This window comes from Clostridium sp. Marseille-QA1073 (assembly GCF_054863625.1).
Genome location: NZ_JBSVQM010000007.1, coordinates 122,282 through 139,876 on the forward strand (window position 1 = coordinate 122,282; position 17,595 = coordinate 139,876).

Consider the following 17,595-nt stretch of genomic DNA (forward strand, 5'->3'; position numbering starts at 1 on the left):
TAATGCAAAATATACTATCCATTTTTGACTAGTTATTTTCTTTCATATGGCCTAGTTAGAAAATAGTTGAGTTTCATATGCCTTTAAATCTGAATCTCTAAATACTATACCTACACCTATTTTCTTAAATTCTTTATTTAATATATTAGCTCTGTGACCAGGTGAATTCATCCACTGTCCAACTATGTAACTAGCTGTAACACTAGCTTTATCTCTACCTTGACTCATTTGAATATTTTCACCAGAGGCTGTCCAATTTGTATACCCATTAATTTTCATCAAATTAGAAGGACTTCCAGAGATAGGAGAATTGTGATCAAAGAAGTTATTCTCTAACATTTCAGCGGATTTAATTCTAGCTATTCCTCTTAGTTTTTCTTCCATAACAAGTGGAGCTAGTCCCTGTTTTTCTCTCTCTATATTACATAATCTTAAAACTTCATCTTCAACTGCGTTTAGATATTCATAGTTACCTGATTTTACAGTATTATTTGTAGTTTCCGTTTCCGGCTTAGAAGCTGGTTTTGAAGTTTGCTTTGGAGTTGATTTAGGAGTTGATTTAACATTTGATTTAGCAGCATTTTTATTTGAACTTACAGTCTCTTTTTTCACTGGTGAAGCTGCCGGCTTTTTACTTTCTTCAACTTTTTTATTATCTGTTACTGGCTTGCTTTGTTCTACAGTTTTATTAATAGCTACTGTATACTCTTGTACTTCACTAGTTGAGTTTTTATTATCATCTACTTTATTAGATTCAACCTTATTATCTGATACTTGTTTACTTAAAGTTTTATTATTAACCTCTTTTTTATCATCACTTTTTATTTTACTTTCTACAATTTTTGATTCTTGTTGAATTTCATCCTTAATAGATGTCTCCGTATCTTGTTTAGCGTTACTGCACCCACCTAATACAGCAGCTAAAGCTATAAGTATTACTACTACATTATTTTTTCTTCTTAGCATAAAAATTTCCCCCCTATGTATTTTTTATAAAGAAATTTAATGTTTGGTTTTAAGTATAATTGTATTTATCTTAAAATTCATTATTAAATCCTTTCCTATATGACCATATATAACCAGAATAAATACATAAATCAGAATATAAGAACAAATTTTACAATTCTTATATAAAAATCCACACCTTATAAGAATAATAGCCTAACCCCTCATTTCTTCCTGATATGGAGTATTAAATTTTTATTTATACAATAACATTTATCCAATAATAATCTTAATTTCCATAAACTTCTTGACATTATTTTTTTAAATTATTCATAAGTTTAGTTTTTTTATGATTTTAGCCATATAAAAAGGAAGTAGTTTCCTACTCCCTATGAATTATATCTAATGATCCAAACTTACTATATTGTCCAAGCCATGCTAATTTTACTGTACCTACAGGACCATTTCTTTGTTTAGCAATTATACATTCAGCTACATTTTTATCTTCACTTTCTTTATTGTAGTACTCATCTCTATATAAAAACATAACAAGGTCAGCATCCTGCTCAATAGAGCCTGATTCTCTAAGGTCTGAAAGCATAGGCCTATGATCAGCACGTTGTTCAGGTGCACGAGAAAGCTGTGATAATGCTATTACTGGACACTTCATTTCCTTAGCAATAGCTTTTATACTTCTTGATATTTCTGAAACCTCCTGTTGTCTACTTTCTCCACCACTTCCACTCATAAGCTGAAGATAGTCTATTAAAATCATATCTATTCCATGCTCCATCTTTAATCTTCTACATTTAGATCGCATTTCCATTATAGATACACCTGCTGTATCATCTATAAATATTTTTGCATCCGCCAGTGGTCCAGAAGCTCTTGCGATATTTTCCCAGTCCCTTTCATCAAGGTCTCCTGTTCTTAATTTAAGCATATCTACATTTGCTTCAGCACATAAAAGTTTATAGGCTAATTGTTCTTTACTCATCTCTAAAGAAAATATAGCAACACTTTTTCCTGCTCTAAGTGCAGCATGTTGAGCTAAGTTTAGTGCAAAAGTAGTTTTTCCCATAGAAGGTCTAGCTGCTATAAGAACCATGTCACCACTTTGAAATCCTGATGTCTTTTCATCTAGATCTTTAAATCCAGATGGTACACCTGTAGTTTCTCCTTTATTGTTATAAATTCTTTCTATTTCTTCAAAGCCTCTTTCAAGTACAGTACTCATAGGCTCAAAATCACTTGTATTTTTCTTTTCTGATATGTTAAATACATTCTTTTCTGCTAAATCTACTACTGCATCAACATCATCTTGCTTATTATAACTTGTTTCTATAATCTCTGTTGCACTTCTAATAAGTCTTCTTAAGATTGCCTTATCCTCAACAATTTGTATGTAAGAAGTAAGATTAGCAGTGGAAGGTACAGAACCACTTATTTCTGTAATATAAGATATCCCTCCTGCCTCATCTAGCTTTTCTGTGGATCTTAAATGCTCTATTAAAGTTATCATATCTACAGGTATATCCTTCTGATATAACTCTTTTATAGACTTAAATATAATTTTATGTGAATCTCTATAAAAATCTTCACTTTCTAAAGTCTCAGCAGCTTCAGCAATGGCAGCTTTATCTATAAGCATTGACCCTAGAACAGATTGTTCTGCTTCAAGATTATGAGGCATACTTCTAAGAGGTGCGTTCATGACATCATCTCCTTAAATACTCTTATACTAATTATAACCCTGCTAATAAAAGTTATAGCAGGGTTATAATTTATTTTTTAATTTAAATTATATTCGAATTTATATTAAAATACAATTTCTAATAGTTCTTCTATAGTTGATACAGCTATAACTTGTATATCAGAAAGACCTAGAGGCACTTCATTTATATTATCCTTAGGAATGATAACTGTTTTAATACCTTTTCTCCTAGCACCATATACTTTTTCAAATATTCCCCCTACTGGTTTAACCTTTCCTCTCAGTGATATCTCTCCTGTAATTGCTATATCCTGTCTTAATGGTTTATCTAGTAACGCACTTATAATACATACAGTTATAGCTACCCCAGCTGAAGGACCATCTATATTTCCTCCTCCAACTACGTTAACATGTATGTCATAATCCTTAATATCTTTATTTGTAATTTTTCTTATTACTGATGCTGCGTTAAACACTGAGTCTTTTGCCATGCTTCCAGCTGTTTCGTTAAACCTAACTACTCCTGCCCCCTTAGTTTTAGCTTCAAAAACTGAAGCCTCAATTTCTAAGGTTGAACCTAAATATCCAGCTACTCCTAAACCATAAATTTGACCTATTTCCTTATCATTAGCAAGAACTACTTCTTCATAAGGTTTTAATCTACTAATAGATATAACTTCCTGTAAAGCTTTCATGGTTATTGTAGTTCTATAACTGCTATCATCATCATTATTATATAATACATAACCATAAACATCAGCTAATATATTTACAGCTTTTCTTCCTTCAATAGTATACCTACTAATTTCTTTAGCTACATTTTCCTCAAGATTAACATTAAGCTTATTAGCTGCATTTTTAACTATATTCTCTATATCTCTTGGTGATAATGGTTCAAAATATACTTCAGTGCATCTTGATCTTAATGCTGGATTTATCTCACTAGGTTCTCTAGTAGTAGCCCCTATAAGTACAAAATCTGCTGGTGCACCATTATCGAATAAATATTTTATATACTTTGGAGTTTGTTCATCATCAGGATCATAATAAGAAGATGAAAATTCAACTCTCTTGTCTTCTAAAACCTTTAATAATTTGTTTTGAAGAATACTATCTAATTCTCCAATTTCATCAATAAATAATACCCCACCATGAGCATCTGTAACTAAGCCTGGCTTTGGTTCAGGAATTCCCACTTCTGCTAAATCCCTTTTACTTCCTTGATAAATTGGATCATGAACAGAGCCTAAAAGAGGATTTGCAATTTCTCTAGGATCCCATCTTAATGTTGTTCCGTCTACTTCAACAAATTTAGCATCTTCATCATAAGGAGTATGCTTAAGCTTTTTAGCTTCTTCTAAGGCTAATCTTGCAGCAGTAGTTTTTCCTACTCCAGGTGGCCCATAAAGTATAATATGCTGAGGATATGGAGAAGCCATTTTTGATATTAATGATTTTATTGCTCTTTCTTGTCCGATAATTTCTGAAAAACTTTCAGGTCTTAGCATAGACATTATATTTTTAGTAAGTTTCTTAGAGTCTAAAATCTCAAGTTCTGCATACTTTCTAAGAGTTTTTCCATTTTCAGGTCCCTTTTGTTTTTTAATTATCGAAAGCCTTACCTCATCTACATACTTATCTTGTTTTTCTATTAAATATTGTTCAACATCTTTTTCTATTTTATTTTGAACATATCTTTTAGCAACTATATCTGCTAACAATTTGCTTGTCTCTTCTAACACCTCTGATATATTAGTGCTATTAGGAACAATATCTATTCCTTTCCCATTACTTATAATCTTATTTGCTGCATATAATCTTCTATTAACATCATGACTATCTATGTGCTTTTGAAGCTTAAATTTAACTATTCTTGACTTTATAGTGCCTTCTTCTATCACCTTATACATCAATTCGTATAATACATCTACCTGCATATCAACTGGTAATATCTTATCCATATCGTTACTGTACAGGTCATTAACTGATAATATATTCAAATTTAATCCGCTTTAGTAAGTGCACCAAGCACTGCACCTACTAAAGCGTTTCCTCCCTTCAGTTTATAAAATTACTACTGTTCACTAACAACAACCTTAATTTTAGTAGATACCTCAGGATATAATTTTACTTCTATCTCAAAAGCTCCCATAGTTTTTATTGTATCTGTTACTATTTTCTTCTTATCAATATCTACATTATATTGTTTATTTAAGGCTGTAGCTATATCCTTGCTTGTTATAGCTCCAAATAATCTTCCATTGTCTCCAGATTTAGCTGTTATTTTAACTTCCTTATCTTTAAGATCTGCTGCTAATTTTTGAGCTGCCTCTATTTCAGCTAATTTTTTCTTTCTTTCAGCTTCATTCTTTTTATTTAAAATATGCATATTGACATCATTTGCCTCTTGAGCTAATTTTTTAGGGAATAAAAAGTTTCTTGCATATCCATCTGATGCATTTATTACCTCTCCCTTTTTACCTACTCCCTTAACATCTTGTAATAATATAACTTTCATTATTTTTCACCTTCCCTTAAGTATTTATCTATAGCTTCTTTTAGCATTTCCTCAGCTTCATCTAAAGTTACAGATTTTATCCTAGCACCAGCCATTGTTAAATGACCACCACCACCTAAGGACTCAAGTATAACTTGCACATTTATATCCCCAAGAGATCTTGCACTAATATATGCATCTAATCCCATTTTAACAATAACAAAGGACGCTTGGATACCTGTAATATTTAGCAGTTCATCCGCTGCTTGTGCAGTTAATACAGTATTTTCTATATCTGGCGGACACTGTACAATTGCTAATCCATTATTAATTTTAGCATTTTTCATTATCTCTGTTCTTAAGATATAATGATTTAAATCCTCACTAAAAATCTTTTTAACTTCAGTAGTATCAGCACCTAACCTCCTTAAAAAAGCCGCTGCTTCAAAGGTTCTAACTCCAGTCTTGAAGTGAAAATTTTTAGTATCTAAACAAATTCCTGCAAGAAGTCCTACTGCTTCTACTGGTTTTAACGATGGTTTTTCAACCATATATTGTAGAATTTCTGTAACTAATTCAGAAGTTGAAGATGCATAAGTCTCTATATAGCTTAGTAAAGTATTTTGAATATAATCTTTAGCCTTTCTATGATGATCTATGATTACTATTCTTTCAAAATTATTTACTATATCCATTGATAGTACATGACTTTCGTTATGAACGTCAACTAAAATTAATATACTTTTATCATCCTTATAATCTAAGCATTGTTCAATATTAACAAAAGTTTCTTTATAATCACCATCTTTTTCTAGTCTTATTAATAATTCTTTAATTGAATTATTGTGTTCGTCTAATACAATATTACATTCTTTCCCTATAGACTTTACAGTACTGTATAGTCCTATAGCAGCTCCTATAGAATCAAAATCAGGATTTTTATGTCCCATAATATAAACATTACTACTTTCATTTATAAGTTCAAGTAATGCATGAGCTATTACTCTAGCTCTTACTTTAGTTCTCTTCTCTATCTCCTTAGTTTTTCCTCCATAGAAAGATAATTTTTCAAAACTTTTTACAACTGCTTGATCTCCACCACGGCCTAATGCTAGATCTTTTGCAGCTTCTGCAAATTCTAGATTTTGGGCTGGAGTACTTCCTCCTCTACCAATACCCATACTTAATGTTACTGCTAATCTATTTCCAACATTTATTTCTCTAATATTATCTAAAATATCAAATTTTTTTTCTAATTCTTTTTCAATATACTTATCTTGAACAGTAAGTACATATTTATTAGATTGATATTTTTTAATCATAGCATTAAGATTTTGACCATAGCTATTTATTGTTCTTTCAATATCCGCTCTAAGTTGAGGAGCACTATCTTCTGCTGTATTTTTTATCACATCATCTAAATTATCTACCTCAATTAATATGACGCTTTCTTTATTATCACTAATATCTTTTATTAACTTAACTTTTTCAGTTACATCATAAAAATATAAAAGTATTATTTTATCATTTTCACTTTGAGAAATTTCAGTATCTACTACATTGGTATGAATATCATAATAATCATTTCCTATATTTACTGCCTTATAAGAATTTTTTTTACCTTCTAATATTTGCTTTACATTAAATTCTTTTACAATGTCTTTTATGTTTTCACCTATTATTTGTTTTCCATCAAGTTTTACAGAAATATTTTGGTTATACCAAAGTATATTTCCTTTTCCACTTATCATTATTAATGGAAATGGTAGGTTTGAAAGTGTACTTGTAGTAGCTACATCCATCTTAGAAGATATGTTTTCTATAAATTTTTTCCATTCATAGTTTTTAACCTTTGAATTTTTTACATTATATACAACTAATATTAAATAAAACACTAATGAAATCAAAGCTATTTCATAATGTTTTAACCAAAACAATAGTAGTATAAACAAAGCTATTACAACCATATAAAGCTTATTATTATTAGTAAAATAACTGTAATTTTCTTCTTTAATTTTCATATAAAGCTCCTTTACCTTCTTAACATTCTATATGGGTCTAGCTTCCTAAAATCTAGAATCATTTCTCCTATTCCTACTAAAATATATACATTCGTTAATTTTAAGAAAAAAGTAAATATTATTATAATAAAGGTTAAAGTCTTGGAAAACTTCTTTTTATGAATTAAATAATAGCTAATTGTTGCTACACCATTTATCATAAAAGTCATTATAGCTAATCCGGATGTTGCTATAAATAAATAGTTACCACTTATTATTCCCTTAGATTGAAGAATAATTGATAAGCAAACTAAAGCTATTAACAATGCTCCAAATAAATTAGTTATATAAAAATGCGTAAAAGAAAGAACATTAACTGATTTTTCTTTTAATCTGCTTAAAACTAGCCTACTAATAGTCATATTAATATAGGCAGAAATAAAATTATAAAATGCTATACCTATAGGAATATATCCTATAAGAACATCCTTAGTTAAAAACTTTTCCATTTGATCAATAAATATAAGTTTTTCTTCAGAAATTCCCATATCTAGATAAGCTTTTTTAGTAAGTTCTAAAGATTCCTTCATATATTGGGATGTAGTTATGAAAAAGCTATTCAAGAAATCCATTATACTTTTCTTTTCAACTAGCCATATTGTAAATAATAAAGTTAGTACAGTAGATAAAATTCCTGATAAAATCAACGCTATTAGAGTAAAATATGAACTTTTTTCTGACTTAATACAATATCCTAAAGTCAAACCTACAATAGCGTAATCTAATGCAGCTGTAATTGCTGTTATAGGATTTATCACAAAACAGGTTAAAATGATACTAACTATGATGCAACTAATAGTAGTCTTAAAATCTTGCCTTAAATAAAGTACGGTAATTGGTATTGGAAGAAGTGCTGTTCCTACTATAGACAATACTGGAACATATGCTGTAATAATAATTAGAATAATTATAAATACGGACATAAATGCTGCTTCCATTATAGATTTAGTGCTATATTTTTGATCTTTCATTCTTTCCTCCGTTAGTTTCTCTCTTTTAAATGATTATAAAGCTTGCTTAAATCTTTGCCTTCTCTTTCTAAGCTATCTTCTTCAACTATTCCTAATTTAAGCTTTCTTTTCATACTCTCATCTACTGCTAAATGAGAATATCCTAGCCTTTCTGCTAACATATACAATATTATTATTGCACCTGAAATGCAATCTAAAATAGCATCTTGAGCTACATTGCTACCTTTACTTAGCAATTTAAAAAAATCCCCTATAACACATAACAGCTCAGCTTTTAAATTTTCAATAATTTTTACACTAGACATGATATTAAAATCTTCTTTTCTCATATCCCCAATCCTTTCCTAAGCTATAAATCTATTTTAGTTTTTTTTCAATATTTATGCAATAAGATATTGACATTAGGAGCATTTTATTATAATTTATAAAGTTATATAAATATATTTTATAAATTAATTATTATATTATAGCTATTTACATATTATGGTTTATATTATACTATAAAATTCAAATTAAACCTACAACTCTATATTTAACATTTATTTAAAATTAATTTCTATATAAAATAAAAGCAGCTTCCTTTCGGTTGCTGCTTTACTTTATTTACTATTCTGTTGTGAATGGTAATAAAGCTATGTTTCTAGCTCTCTTAATAGCTACAGTTAACATTCTTTGGTGTTTAGCACAGTTTCCAGAAATTCTTCTTGGTAATATTTTACCTCTTTCTGTAACGTACTTTCTTAATTTATTTATATCTTTATAGTCAATAGCTGTAGCTTTATCTATACAGAATGAGCAAACTTTTCTTTTAGCTCTTTTTCTGTTTCCGCCTTTTTTGCGATCCATTGCCATTACGCTCTCCTCCTTACCTATTAAAATGGAATGTCCTCGCCATCATCCATAGGAGTTATATCAGTTGATACAAGATCATCCTGTGGGAATCCGCCGTGGTCATAATTGTTAGTTCTTGTATTCATATCTGATGATTTTTCTCCCCATTCAAGGAAATGAACTTCATCAGCAATAACTTCAGTTACATATCTTCTTGTGCCGTCTTTTGCTTCATAAGAACGAGTTTCTATTCTACCAGCTACACTTATAAGTTTACCCTTACTCATGTAATTAGCAGTGCTCTCAGCTTGCTTTCCCCAAACCACTACTGGAATGAAGTCTGCTTCTGGTTGACCTTCTTTCTTAAATCTTCTATTAACGGCAACAGTAAAAGTGGTTACAGCTGTTCCTGTACCTGGAGTAAATTTTAACTCTGGGTCTTTTGTTAATCTTCCGATTAAAACAACTTTATTCATAAAAACACCACCTACTAGTTTTCTGGATTGATTATGATATGTCTTATAACAGTGTCAGTAATTCTGAATACTCTATCTAACTCTTTAGGTAAGTCAGCTTCTGATTTGAAGTTGATTAGAGTGTAGTGACCTTCATTAACTTTTGCGATTTCGTAAGCAAGCTTTCTCTTACCCCAAACGTCAACATTTTCGATCTCTCCACCATTGTTCTCTATTACACCTTTGAATTTTTCGATATTAGCTTTAACAGCTTCCTCGTCTAATGATGGGTGTAATATGAATATAGTTTCATATGCTCTCATTAGTTTCACCTCCTCCCCTCGGACTAACGGCTGTGCTATACACAGCAGGGATTACATCAATACATTTTACCAGTTTAAAATTAAAAAATCAAGCAAAATATAAATAATAAATATTTTATATAGAATTTTCTACATAATTTAAGAACTTATTTAATTATAGCCCATAAATAAACTTATTTATTCTTCGCCTTCCTTTATTACCTTTTTTATAGAACTTTCAAATTTACTCCTAGGAAGCATAATTATTCTTTCACATCCTAGACATTTTATCTTTATATCAGCACCCATTCTTATAATTTTCCATCTCTTACTTCCACAAGGGTGAGTTTTTTTAGTTTCAACAATATCATTTATATCAAAATCTTTCATAAAATTATCATCCCTTCTATTGTCTTAATTTTTAATAGTTTTTCATATAGAAACACAAATTAAATTACACTGCTAAAATTTCTTTTCTAAATTTATTATACTATACAAAATAAATAAAAAATCAATAATCTTTATATAAATATTATTGGTTTTTCTATATAAACTATAATTAATTTATTAGAAATTACAATATGAAATATTACTTTTGAACTTTATAACAAATTAAAAATCGTACATAAACAAAGAAATTGCATAAAAATTATGCAATTTCTTTATTTATAGATTTATCTTTATAAGATAAATAACTAAAAGATGAAGAGGATAGAATACATAAAATGCATATTTTATATTCTTACCCTTTTTACCATTATAATATTTTATTGGTATAAGACACTACTATAGAAAAAAGTCCTTCCCACATTTGAAAATTTAAAAGTGCTATTAATGGAACACCATAAGCTATCATATACAACATATAAATTATTTGAGATATACCCAGAAGAAGTATCTGCTTTTTAGCCATTTTATTAAAATTATCATGATATTTAAAGAAAAAGTATATCATAAATATTCCCATAAAATCTCCATCTATACGTAGGAGAAATGCTAAAATTGCAATGCCCCAAATAATGATAATATTATGTTTTAGCTTTAAAGTATCATATAACCATATAGCTATGAGCCCTAAAAATAAATCAAAAATAGTGTTTAGTGCTAAAAAGTTTTCTCCAAAAGCTTGTCTAAATACAGTAATAAATGGTAGTTGAGATATTAAAGCAATTATTAATAATCTTAAAGCATATTTTTTTCTATTTCTTGTTTTTATATAGCCCTCAGCAATAAAATAGCAAAATATAGGGAAAGCCAGTCTACCTATAATTTTGAAAATTACAATTTGCGGATAAAGAACAGTACCTATATGATCTAAAAGCATTGTTATCATAGCAAAGATCTTTAGTTGAGTTGAATTCATTTTTATTACCTCCATAAATTTATTTCTCAGTATAAATATAAGCTCAGTTTTTAAGGAATTTATAAAGATTTATTAAAAACTATAATTTATCTTTAAATAACTAAATTAATTTTATTGTAAAAATAAAAATCACCACCTAAATCATAAAATTTAGATAGTGATTTTAAATATTATAGTATTTGCATATTGTATATCTATAGCTTACAGATATTAATACTATTTTTAGGTTATAATGATATAGTATGTTATAAAATATATTTTAATGATTAATTATTTGGAAGACATGTTATATTAAAGTTGAACTTCCGTATAAAAACTATCTTCCTTTTTAAATATACTTTTAACATTAATTTTTTTTTCATTTATCAGTTCTTTAATACCGCTAAATCCATTCTCGTCAACTCTTAAGCTTATTCCACAACTTTTAGTTATATAAGAAGGTGTTGGCATCATTGTTGCCTTAATTTTAGCTTCAACACATCCACTTTCTGCTTTCATAGCTTCATGGGTGTTATTAAATACTAAGATATAATAACTATCCAATAGCTTACCTCCTAAACTTATAGCTTTATTGTTTTGCTACTATTCATCATTTCTATAATAGCATACATATTTGTTATTTCCCCAACTTGAACTTTATCTTTTATTTTATAAAAATCTAAACATAGTCCACAACTATATATACTAGCGCCTCTTTCTTTTAGTTTATCAATACTTTCTAAAACTAAAGAACCTTCAACTACTAATTTTACACCACTGTTTAAAAATACTAAATTATTAGGAATTATATCTGCCTCTGAAAGAGCAAATAAGTAACTTTTCATTAAAGCTTCACCTAAAGCTTCATCTCCATTTCCTAATTTATCACTTGAAACAACAATTGTAAATTTTTCATTAGCCTCAAAGCTTTCCTCATTTTTGAAATTTTCTAACTGACCTTCACCCTTTATAATTGTTATATGATATAAACTATCCTTTTCTGACACATTAACCTGTAAGTTTGCATTTTCTGCAAATTTAACAACATTATTCTTAGCAATTTCATTGTCGACTATAGTTGTTGCAACCCCATTTTCAATAGTGTCAAAATATTTTTTAGTATTTACTACAGGTAAAGGACAATTAAGTCCTTTGCAATCTATTATATGACTCATCATAACTCCCCCTATTTATTTTTTAGTTTCATAGAAATTATTACTCTTTAAATATTAATTTATACATTTCCAATTTTAATTAATTTTATGTTATATTAATATAAAGCTTATAAAAGCTAAATTTATTATATCAAACAAAGGAACTAATGTAATATTTAAAATGTAAATAGATAAAATATTTTAATTAACTTTTTAAATAATGAATATATCTTATTCTTTAGGAGGTCATAGAATGAAAGTTTATTTAGATAATGGTGCAACATCTCATCCTAAACCACAAAACGTATATAATGCTATGCTTAATTATATGACTAAAATTGGTTCTAACGTAGGTAGAGGAGCTTCAAGTTCATCACTTATGGGAAATAAAATAATCTATGAAGCAAGAGAAGCTTTAATGGAATTTTTTAATTTTAATAAAATAGAAAATGTCATTTTTACACCAAATATTACATACTCACTTAATATGCTAATAAAGGGCTCTGTAAAAAAAGGATGGCATGTTATATCTTCTGTTATGGATCATAATAGTACTTTAAGATCATTACATACATTAAAAGAAAACAATATTATAGAACTAGATATAATAGGTGCTTCGCAAAATGGTTTTATAAATATTGAAGAGCTAAAAAATAAAATTAAAAATAACACAAAACTAATTATCTTATCTCATGCCTCCAATGTAGTAGGAAGTATTCAACCTTTAGATGAAATTGGAAAGCTCTGTAAAGAAAAGAATATTTACTTTATAGTAGATTCCGCACAAAGTGCAGGAGCTATAGATGTTAATTTTGAAAATTTATATTGTAGTGCATTAGCCTTTACAGGTCATAAAAGTTTATTAGGTCCTCAAGGTATTGGTGGCTTTTTAATTGATGATGAATTTAACTCAGAATGTATTTCAATAATTGAAGGCGGTACAGGAAGCCTTTCCTCAAGTGTTAATCAACCTCAATTTATGCCAGATAAATTTGAAAGCGGTACTATGAATGCACCAGCTATTGCTGGATTATTAGCAGGTATTAAATTTATAAATAGTGAAGGATTAAACACCATAAAAGAACATGAGGAATATTTAACAAATAAGTTTATTGATGGTTTATTAAGTATGAAAGACATAACAATATATGGTCAGCCAAATATAGAAAATAGGACTTCAACTATATCATTAAACTCTAAAAAAATTGATAATAGTGAACTAGGATTTATATTAGATTCTGAATATGGCATTATAACTCGTACAGGGCTTCACTGTGCTCCATTAGCACATCAAGCAGTAGGTTCTTATCCTAATGGCTCTATTCGATTTAGTTTTGGATATTTTAATGATTTAAAGGACGTAAATTATACTTTAGATTGTATTAATAAGATAATCAAATGATTTCTATAACAAATTTAAATAGAGCATTAAAATTTAATACTTTAATACAAATAAGGGAAGCTAAAGCTTCCTTTTGCTTTTTATAAATTGTAACAACTATTTATAAAAAATCTACAATAAAATAGACTAGCATAATAAATACCTAAATAAAAATATATATGAATTTGAAGTATATAACATTCCTATTTTGGTAATAATTACAATAGGAGGGTTGTATATGGTAAATAAAATGATATTTGATTCTTTATCTCATGATTGTATATATAATATACGTGAAACATTAATAAAAGAAATTATTCCAATAATTAAATTAAATAGAGATATTGTAGTTTTATGTATTGGTACTGATAGATCAACCGGTGATAGCCTCGGACCTCTAGTAGGAGAAAAATTAAAATTTTTAGTAAGAAATAAAGTTCATATATATGGCAATTTAGAAAATCCTGTTCATGCCAAAAATCTTGTAGAAACAATAGAAAATATTAATATATTATATCCAAATGCTTTTATTATAGCTGTAGATGCCTCTCTTGGTTCACTATCTAATGTAGGTAAAGTAATCATTGAATCAAAGCCTCTAAATCCTGGCTCTGCACTTAATAAAGATTTACCTGCAGTAGGAGATTTAAGTATAACTGGAATAGTAAATATTTCTGGAGCACTTGAATTTATGGTGCTTCAAAATACAAGGTTATATATAGTTATGAAATTGGCTGATGTTATAGCTAGCGGGATCTATCATTGCATTCTTAAAGCTATAGGCGGCAAAAAGTTTTCTAGTATAGAAGATAAAAATAAAATAAATGATGTTTTAAAAAAGATTGAACTATAGTTAAATCAAGGGTATGTAGCATTCCATAAAATTTTCTTAATACTAAGAAACTCCTAATTTCCATCTGCTGCATACTCTTTTATTTTATATTTTTGAAATTATATTTTTATTAAAAACTTGTCAATATAATAATTCTGCATTCTATTATAAATTAAATTTATCCATAATTTAAAAAACTGTTAATTTTATTTAAAATTAACAGTAATCCAATACTTATATAAACTAAACCATACTATAGATAAATTACCTTAAAACTTAATGTTATCTCTATGGTATTTTAATTTACAATATAAAATACACAATTAATATGGAAGTTATTTTTGATCGAAATAGCTTCTTTAACGGATTTTTAACTAGCAATACAATTGCTAGTGTTTTATTGTGGGTGCGAACAGTGTTCGTCAGTTCTTTTTAATACTTCTTGCAGTTTAATATTTATTCAATAATATATGGCGAACACTGTTCGTCGCTACGGTTAATTAATTCTAAATTTCTCAGTTACCACTGAGAAATATCCGAAATTGTAAATTTTGAACTGTGAATTTTGAATTTAGTGCTTTTAGGGGCGATACCAATAAGTGTTAACTATTTTCAAAGATAGATTAAATTTAGAAGTGGTATATTTATATAACCCATATACTATGTTTCATGTGAAACAATAATATATAAAAAGGTTATTAGATAAAAAACTAATAACCTTTTAGTCATATAATAGAAAATAATTAGTCAACATAATAAATATATTTTATATTAAATAAAATCCTAAGCCTATAATAATTGTTTATATTTCTAATCTTATGATGTGATACAATACTAATCACTAATTATTCTTAAAGACATCTTATTATTAAATTTTAGTATTCATAGCTTGATGTAATACTCTCTCTTCTTCCTCTGATAAATCATACCTTGAAATGCCTTTGTCGATAGGTTTTGCATATGTAGTGCTCTCATTTCTTCCATAAATACTTGTTAATAGTACTCCATTATTATTTGCATCTAAAAAAGCAACTGAATAACTTAAATCACTACCTATATTTTCAAAAGCTTTATATCTTATAATAGCTACCTTTTGAATACATGATTCAGTTAATGCTTTAGTTGTATTGCAAATTTTTATTACTTCGTCATTCTTTTCTTTAATATCGTCAATAGAATCAAGATAACTTAATAATAGTTCTTCAAGGTTTTTATTATTAACACCTCTCATCATTCTTCTATATTTTTTTTCTACCTTATTTAATGATATAAATGCATTAATTAATAAGATAATCAATAGTGTAACTAATGCCATTAATCCTAGAGTAATATATAACTGATACTCACTGATAAAGTTTATAATTCTGTCCATTATCTTCATCCTTCCTTAATTGTTTCATGTGAAACATTATAACTTTAACAAATCCAAAATCCGTTGTAGATCCTCTTCAGAATAATATTCAATTTCTATCTTGCCTTTATTCTTATTTTTAGAGTTTATACTTACTTTTGTATCAAAATAATTTTCTAATTTACTTGCTAGATCCTTATAATAAGGATTTAAATTTTTATCAACTCTTTTTTTCTTTTCTATTGAATAATTTTTTATATACTTTTCAGTTTGTCTTACATTAAGTTCTTCATCTATAACTTTTTGTGAAATTTCATATTGAAGATTTTTATCCTCAATAGCAAGTATAGCCCTTCCATGCCCTTCTGAAATTACTCCTTCAATTATATATTGTTGAACTCTATTATCTAAATTTAATAATCTCATACAGTTAGCAATTGCACTTCTCGATTTAGATATTTTTTTACTTATTTCTTCTTGTGTTAGATTATATTCTTTTATTAATCTTTTATAAGCTAATGCTTCTTCAATAGGATTTAAATCTTCTCTAACTATATTTTCTATAAGAGATATTTCCACAACTTCTTTAGAAGTTAAATCCATAATTATAGATGGAATTTCTTTTAATCCTAGAGTTTTTGCAGCTCTCCATCTTCTTTCTCCTGCTACTATAACATAAGTATCATTTTCTTTTCTTAATATAATAGGTTGTATTACTCCATGCTGTTTTATAGATTCTGAAAGCTCTAGAATTTTATCAGGATCAAAATTTTTCCTTGGTTGTTCTTTATCAGGTCTTATAAGATTCATAGAAATTGTAGTAATAGCTTTTTCATCAAAAACTTCTTCTTCAATGTTTTCTGGAATAAGTGCACTGAGCCCCTTTCCTAAAGCAGATTTTTTTGCCACTATTTATCACTCCTTTGCTTTGACAAAAATTCTTTTGCCAATTTTTCGAATGCTTCAGCTCCTTTGCACTTGTCATCATATAGCATTATTGGTAATCCAAAACTTGGTGATTCAGCTAATCTAATATTTCTAGGAATTGAAGTTTCATAAACCTTATCTCCAAAATATTTTTTTACTTCAGCAACAACTTCATTACTTAACTTTGTTCTGCTATCATACATGCTTAAAATAACTCCTTCTATTTGGAGTTTTTTGTTTAAAGATTTTTTTATCAGTTCAACAGTATTCATAAGTTGTCCTACACCTTCTAAAGCATAAAATTCACATTGAATAGGAATTAACACACTATCAGATGCAGTTAGTGCATTTATAGTTAATAATCCTAATGATGGTGGACAGTCTATAAATACATAATCAAAATCTTCTTCTAACTCTTTTATTTTTTTCTTTAAAATCGTTTCTCTACTAGTCTTGTTAATCAACTCAACCTCTGCACCTGCTAAAGTCATAGTTGATGGTGCTATATAAAAATTATCTACCAAATCACATTTTTTAATTATTTTATTTAATGAAATATCAGTAGTTAATACATCATGCATAGATAATTCTAATTTCCTTTTATCAAAACCTAATCCACTTGTAGTATTCCCTTGAGGGTCTATATCTATTGCTAGTATTTTATTGCCATGCATCGCTAAGTAAGAACAAAGATTAATATTAGTAGTTGTTTTTCCAACGCCACCCTTTTGATTAAATACACATATAACTTTCATAGCTAATACCCCCATTCTAAAAGCCGCTATGTAATTTGACTTTATATATGTAATTATATATGTATATAAAATACAATA

The 17,595-nt window shown here is 28.0% G+C and carries 20 protein-coding genes; 2 read left to right on the forward strand and 18 right to left on the reverse strand.

All coding sequences use genetic code 11. The features are described 5' to 3' along the window. Positions 1 to 51: 51 nt before the first annotated feature. The 15 genes from ACY1IQ_RS08500 to yedF form a co-directional block, all read right to left on the reverse strand. Positions 52 to 966 (reverse strand): CAP domain-containing protein, encoded by a 915-nt coding sequence (locus tag ACY1IQ_RS08500; protein WP_461613544.1) that lies wholly within the window; start codon positions 964 to 966, stop codon positions 52 to 54. A 361-nt stretch (positions 967 to 1,327) separates the two neighbouring features. Next, positions 1,328 to 2,659, reverse strand: coding sequence for a replicative DNA helicase (locus tag ACY1IQ_RS08505; protein WP_461613545.1), 1,332 nt, complete (start codon positions 2,657 to 2,659; stop codon positions 1,328 to 1,330). A gap of 104 nt (positions 2,660 to 2,763) precedes the next feature. Beyond that, positions 2,764 to 4,620, reverse strand: a complete 1,857-nt coding sequence (gene lonC / locus ACY1IQ_RS08510) for a Lon family ATP-dependent protease (protein ID WP_461613606.1) — start codon at positions 4,618 to 4,620, stop codon at positions 2,764 to 2,766. Positions 4,621 to 4,733: 113 nt separating this feature from the next. Beyond that, a complete protein-coding gene (gene rplI, locus ACY1IQ_RS08515) occupies positions 4,734 to 5,177 on the reverse strand; it encodes a 50S ribosomal protein L9 (protein ID WP_461613546.1) in 444 nt (147 codons plus the stop codon). After that, positions 5,177 to 7,177, reverse strand: a complete 2,001-nt coding sequence (locus ACY1IQ_RS08520; RefSeq protein WP_461613547.1) for a DHH family phosphoesterase — start codon at positions 7,175 to 7,177, stop codon at positions 5,177 to 5,179. Before ACY1IQ_RS08520 ends, rplI begins: the two co-directional genes overlap by 1 nt. An 11-nt stretch (positions 7,178 to 7,188) precedes the next feature. Further along, positions 7,189 to 8,187, reverse strand: a complete 999-nt coding sequence (locus ACY1IQ_RS08525; RefSeq protein WP_461613548.1) for a DUF2232 domain-containing protein — start codon at positions 8,185 to 8,187, stop codon at positions 7,189 to 7,191. 11 nt (positions 8,188 to 8,198) lie between these two features. After that, positions 8,199 to 8,516, reverse strand: a complete 318-nt coding sequence (locus tag ACY1IQ_RS08530) for a MazG-like family protein (RefSeq protein WP_039634480.1) — start codon at positions 8,514 to 8,516, stop codon at positions 8,199 to 8,201. A 277-nt stretch (positions 8,517 to 8,793) separates the two neighbouring features. Next, positions 8,794 to 9,039: a 30S ribosomal protein S18 gene (gene rpsR, locus ACY1IQ_RS08535; RefSeq protein ID WP_461613549.1), complete on the reverse strand. Its 246-nt coding sequence runs from the start codon at positions 9,037 to 9,039 to the stop codon at positions 8,794 to 8,796. A gap of 20 nt (positions 9,040 to 9,059) precedes the next feature. Further along, a complete protein-coding gene (locus ACY1IQ_RS08540; RefSeq protein ID WP_461613550.1) occupies positions 9,060 to 9,494 on the reverse strand; it encodes a single-stranded DNA-binding protein in 435 nt (144 codons plus the stop codon). A 14-nt stretch (positions 9,495 to 9,508) separates the two neighbouring features. Beyond that, complete coding sequence (gene rpsF, locus ACY1IQ_RS08545; protein WP_039634468.1) at positions 9,509 to 9,796, reverse strand: 30S ribosomal protein S6; 288 nt, start codon at positions 9,794 to 9,796, stop codon at positions 9,509 to 9,511. 177 nt (positions 9,797 to 9,973) lie between these two features. Further along, the gene (locus ACY1IQ_RS08550) at positions 9,974 to 10,165 is read right to left on the reverse strand and encodes a DUF951 domain-containing protein (RefSeq protein WP_291569096.1); all 192 of its coding nucleotides are present in this window, start codon (positions 10,163 to 10,165) and stop codon (positions 9,974 to 9,976) included. 276 nt (positions 10,166 to 10,441) lie between these two features. Then, positions 10,442 to 10,552 (reverse strand): TraX family protein, encoded by a 111-nt coding sequence (locus ACY1IQ_RS08555; protein WP_461613607.1) that lies wholly within the window; start codon positions 10,550 to 10,552, stop codon positions 10,442 to 10,444. Continuing rightward, positions 10,533 to 11,138, reverse strand: a complete 606-nt coding sequence (locus ACY1IQ_RS08560) for a TraX family protein (protein WP_461613551.1) — start codon at positions 11,136 to 11,138, stop codon at positions 10,533 to 10,535. Before ACY1IQ_RS08560 ends, ACY1IQ_RS08555 begins: the two co-directional genes overlap by 20 nt. A gap of 291 nt (positions 11,139 to 11,429) precedes the next feature. Continuing rightward, a complete protein-coding gene (locus ACY1IQ_RS08565) occupies positions 11,430 to 11,681 on the reverse strand; it encodes a DUF3343 domain-containing protein (protein WP_461613552.1) in 252 nt (83 codons plus the stop codon). Between the two features lie 17 nt (positions 11,682 to 11,698). Continuing rightward, positions 11,699 to 12,292, reverse strand: coding sequence for a sulfurtransferase-like selenium metabolism protein YedF (yedF, locus tag ACY1IQ_RS08570; RefSeq protein ID WP_461613553.1), 594 nt, complete (start codon positions 12,290 to 12,292; stop codon positions 11,699 to 11,701). Between the two features lie 232 nt (positions 12,293 to 12,524). Here yedF and ACY1IQ_RS08575 point away from each other — a divergent pair, with 232 nt between their 5' ends. Next, complete coding sequence (locus tag ACY1IQ_RS08575; protein WP_461613554.1) at positions 12,525 to 13,673, forward strand: aminotransferase class V-fold PLP-dependent enzyme; 1,149 nt, start codon at positions 12,525 to 12,527, stop codon at positions 13,671 to 13,673. Positions 13,674 to 13,890: 217 nt separating this feature from the next. Then, positions 13,891 to 14,505 (forward strand): spore protease YyaC, encoded by a 615-nt coding sequence (gene yyaC, locus ACY1IQ_RS08580; protein WP_461613555.1) that lies wholly within the window; start codon positions 13,891 to 13,893, stop codon positions 14,503 to 14,505. A gap of 847 nt (positions 14,506 to 15,352) precedes the next feature. Here yyaC and ACY1IQ_RS08585 read toward each other — a convergent pair. The 3 genes from ACY1IQ_RS08585 to ACY1IQ_RS08595 are packed head-to-tail and all read right to left on the reverse strand — an operon-like array spanning position 15,353 to position 17,517. After that, positions 15,353 to 15,856 carry a DUF4446 family protein gene (locus ACY1IQ_RS08585; protein ID WP_461613556.1) on the reverse strand — a complete coding sequence of 168 codons (504 nt, stop codon included), beginning with the start codon at positions 15,854 to 15,856 and terminating at the stop codon, positions 15,353 to 15,355. A 36-nt stretch (positions 15,857 to 15,892) separates the two neighbouring features. Then, a complete protein-coding gene (locus ACY1IQ_RS08590; RefSeq protein ID WP_461613557.1) occupies positions 15,893 to 16,744 on the reverse strand; it encodes a ParB/RepB/Spo0J family partition protein in 852 nt (283 codons plus the stop codon). Continuing rightward, complete coding sequence (locus ACY1IQ_RS08595; protein WP_461613558.1) at positions 16,744 to 17,517, reverse strand: ParA family protein; 774 nt, start codon at positions 17,515 to 17,517, stop codon at positions 16,744 to 16,746. The genes ACY1IQ_RS08590 and ACY1IQ_RS08595 overlap by 1 nt, the downstream gene beginning before the upstream one ends. Between the last annotated feature and the right edge of the window lie 78 nt (positions 17,518 to 17,595).

Coding starts and splice junctions, on each gene's coding strand:
- ACY1IQ_RS08505 (WP_461613545.1), bottom strand. CDS start 2,659: ATGAACGCACCTCTTAGAAGTATGCCTCATAATCTTGAAGCAGAACAA.
- ACY1IQ_RS08520 (WP_461613547.1), bottom strand. CDS start 7,177: ATGAAAATTAAAGAAGAAAATTACAGTTATTTTACTAATAATAATAAG.
- yyaC (WP_461613555.1), top strand. CDS start 13,891: ATGGTAAATAAAATGATATTTGATTCTTTATCTCATGATTGTATATAT.
- ACY1IQ_RS08540 (WP_461613550.1), bottom strand. CDS start 9,494: ATGAATAAAGTTGTTTTAATCGGAAGATTAACAAAAGACCCAGAGTTA.
- ACY1IQ_RS08585 (WP_461613556.1), bottom strand. CDS start 15,856: ATGGACAGAATTATAAACTTTATCAGTGAGTATCAGTTATATATTACT.
- ACY1IQ_RS08550 (WP_291569096.1), bottom strand. CDS start 10,165: ATGAAAGATTTTGATATAAATGATATTGTTGAAACTAAAAAAACTCAC.
- ACY1IQ_RS08595 (WP_461613558.1), bottom strand. CDS start 17,517: ATGAAAGTTATATGTGTATTTAATCAAAAGGGTGGCGTTGGAAAAACA.
- ACY1IQ_RS08500 (WP_461613544.1), bottom strand. CDS start 966: ATGCTAAGAAGAAAAAATAATGTAGTAGTAATACTTATAGCTTTAGCT.
- lonC (WP_461613606.1), bottom strand. CDS start 4,620: ATGGATAAGATATTACCAGTTGATATGCAGGTAGATGTATTATACGAA.
- ACY1IQ_RS08560 (WP_461613551.1), bottom strand. CDS start 11,138: ATGAATTCAACTCAACTAAAGATCTTTGCTATGATAACAATGCTTTTA.
- ACY1IQ_RS08525 (WP_461613548.1), bottom strand. CDS start 8,187: ATGAAAGATCAAAAATATAGCACTAAATCTATAATGGAAGCAGCATTT.
- ACY1IQ_RS08530 (WP_039634480.1), bottom strand. CDS start 8,516: ATGAGAAAAGAAGATTTTAATATCATGTCTAGTGTAAAAATTATTGAA.
- rpsF (WP_039634468.1), bottom strand. CDS start 9,796: ATGAGAGCATATGAAACTATATTCATATTACACCCATCATTAGACGAG.
- ACY1IQ_RS08575 (WP_461613554.1), top strand. CDS start 12,525: ATGAAAGTTTATTTAGATAATGGTGCAACATCTCATCCTAAACCACAA.
- yedF (WP_461613553.1), bottom strand. CDS start 12,292: ATGAGTCATATAATAGATTGCAAAGGACTTAATTGTCCTTTACCTGTA.
- rplI (WP_461613546.1), bottom strand. CDS start 5,177: ATGAAAGTTATATTATTACAAGATGTTAAGGGAGTAGGTAAAAAGGGA.
- rpsR (WP_461613549.1), bottom strand. CDS start 9,039: ATGGCAATGGATCGCAAAAAAGGCGGAAACAGAAAAAGAGCTAAAAGA.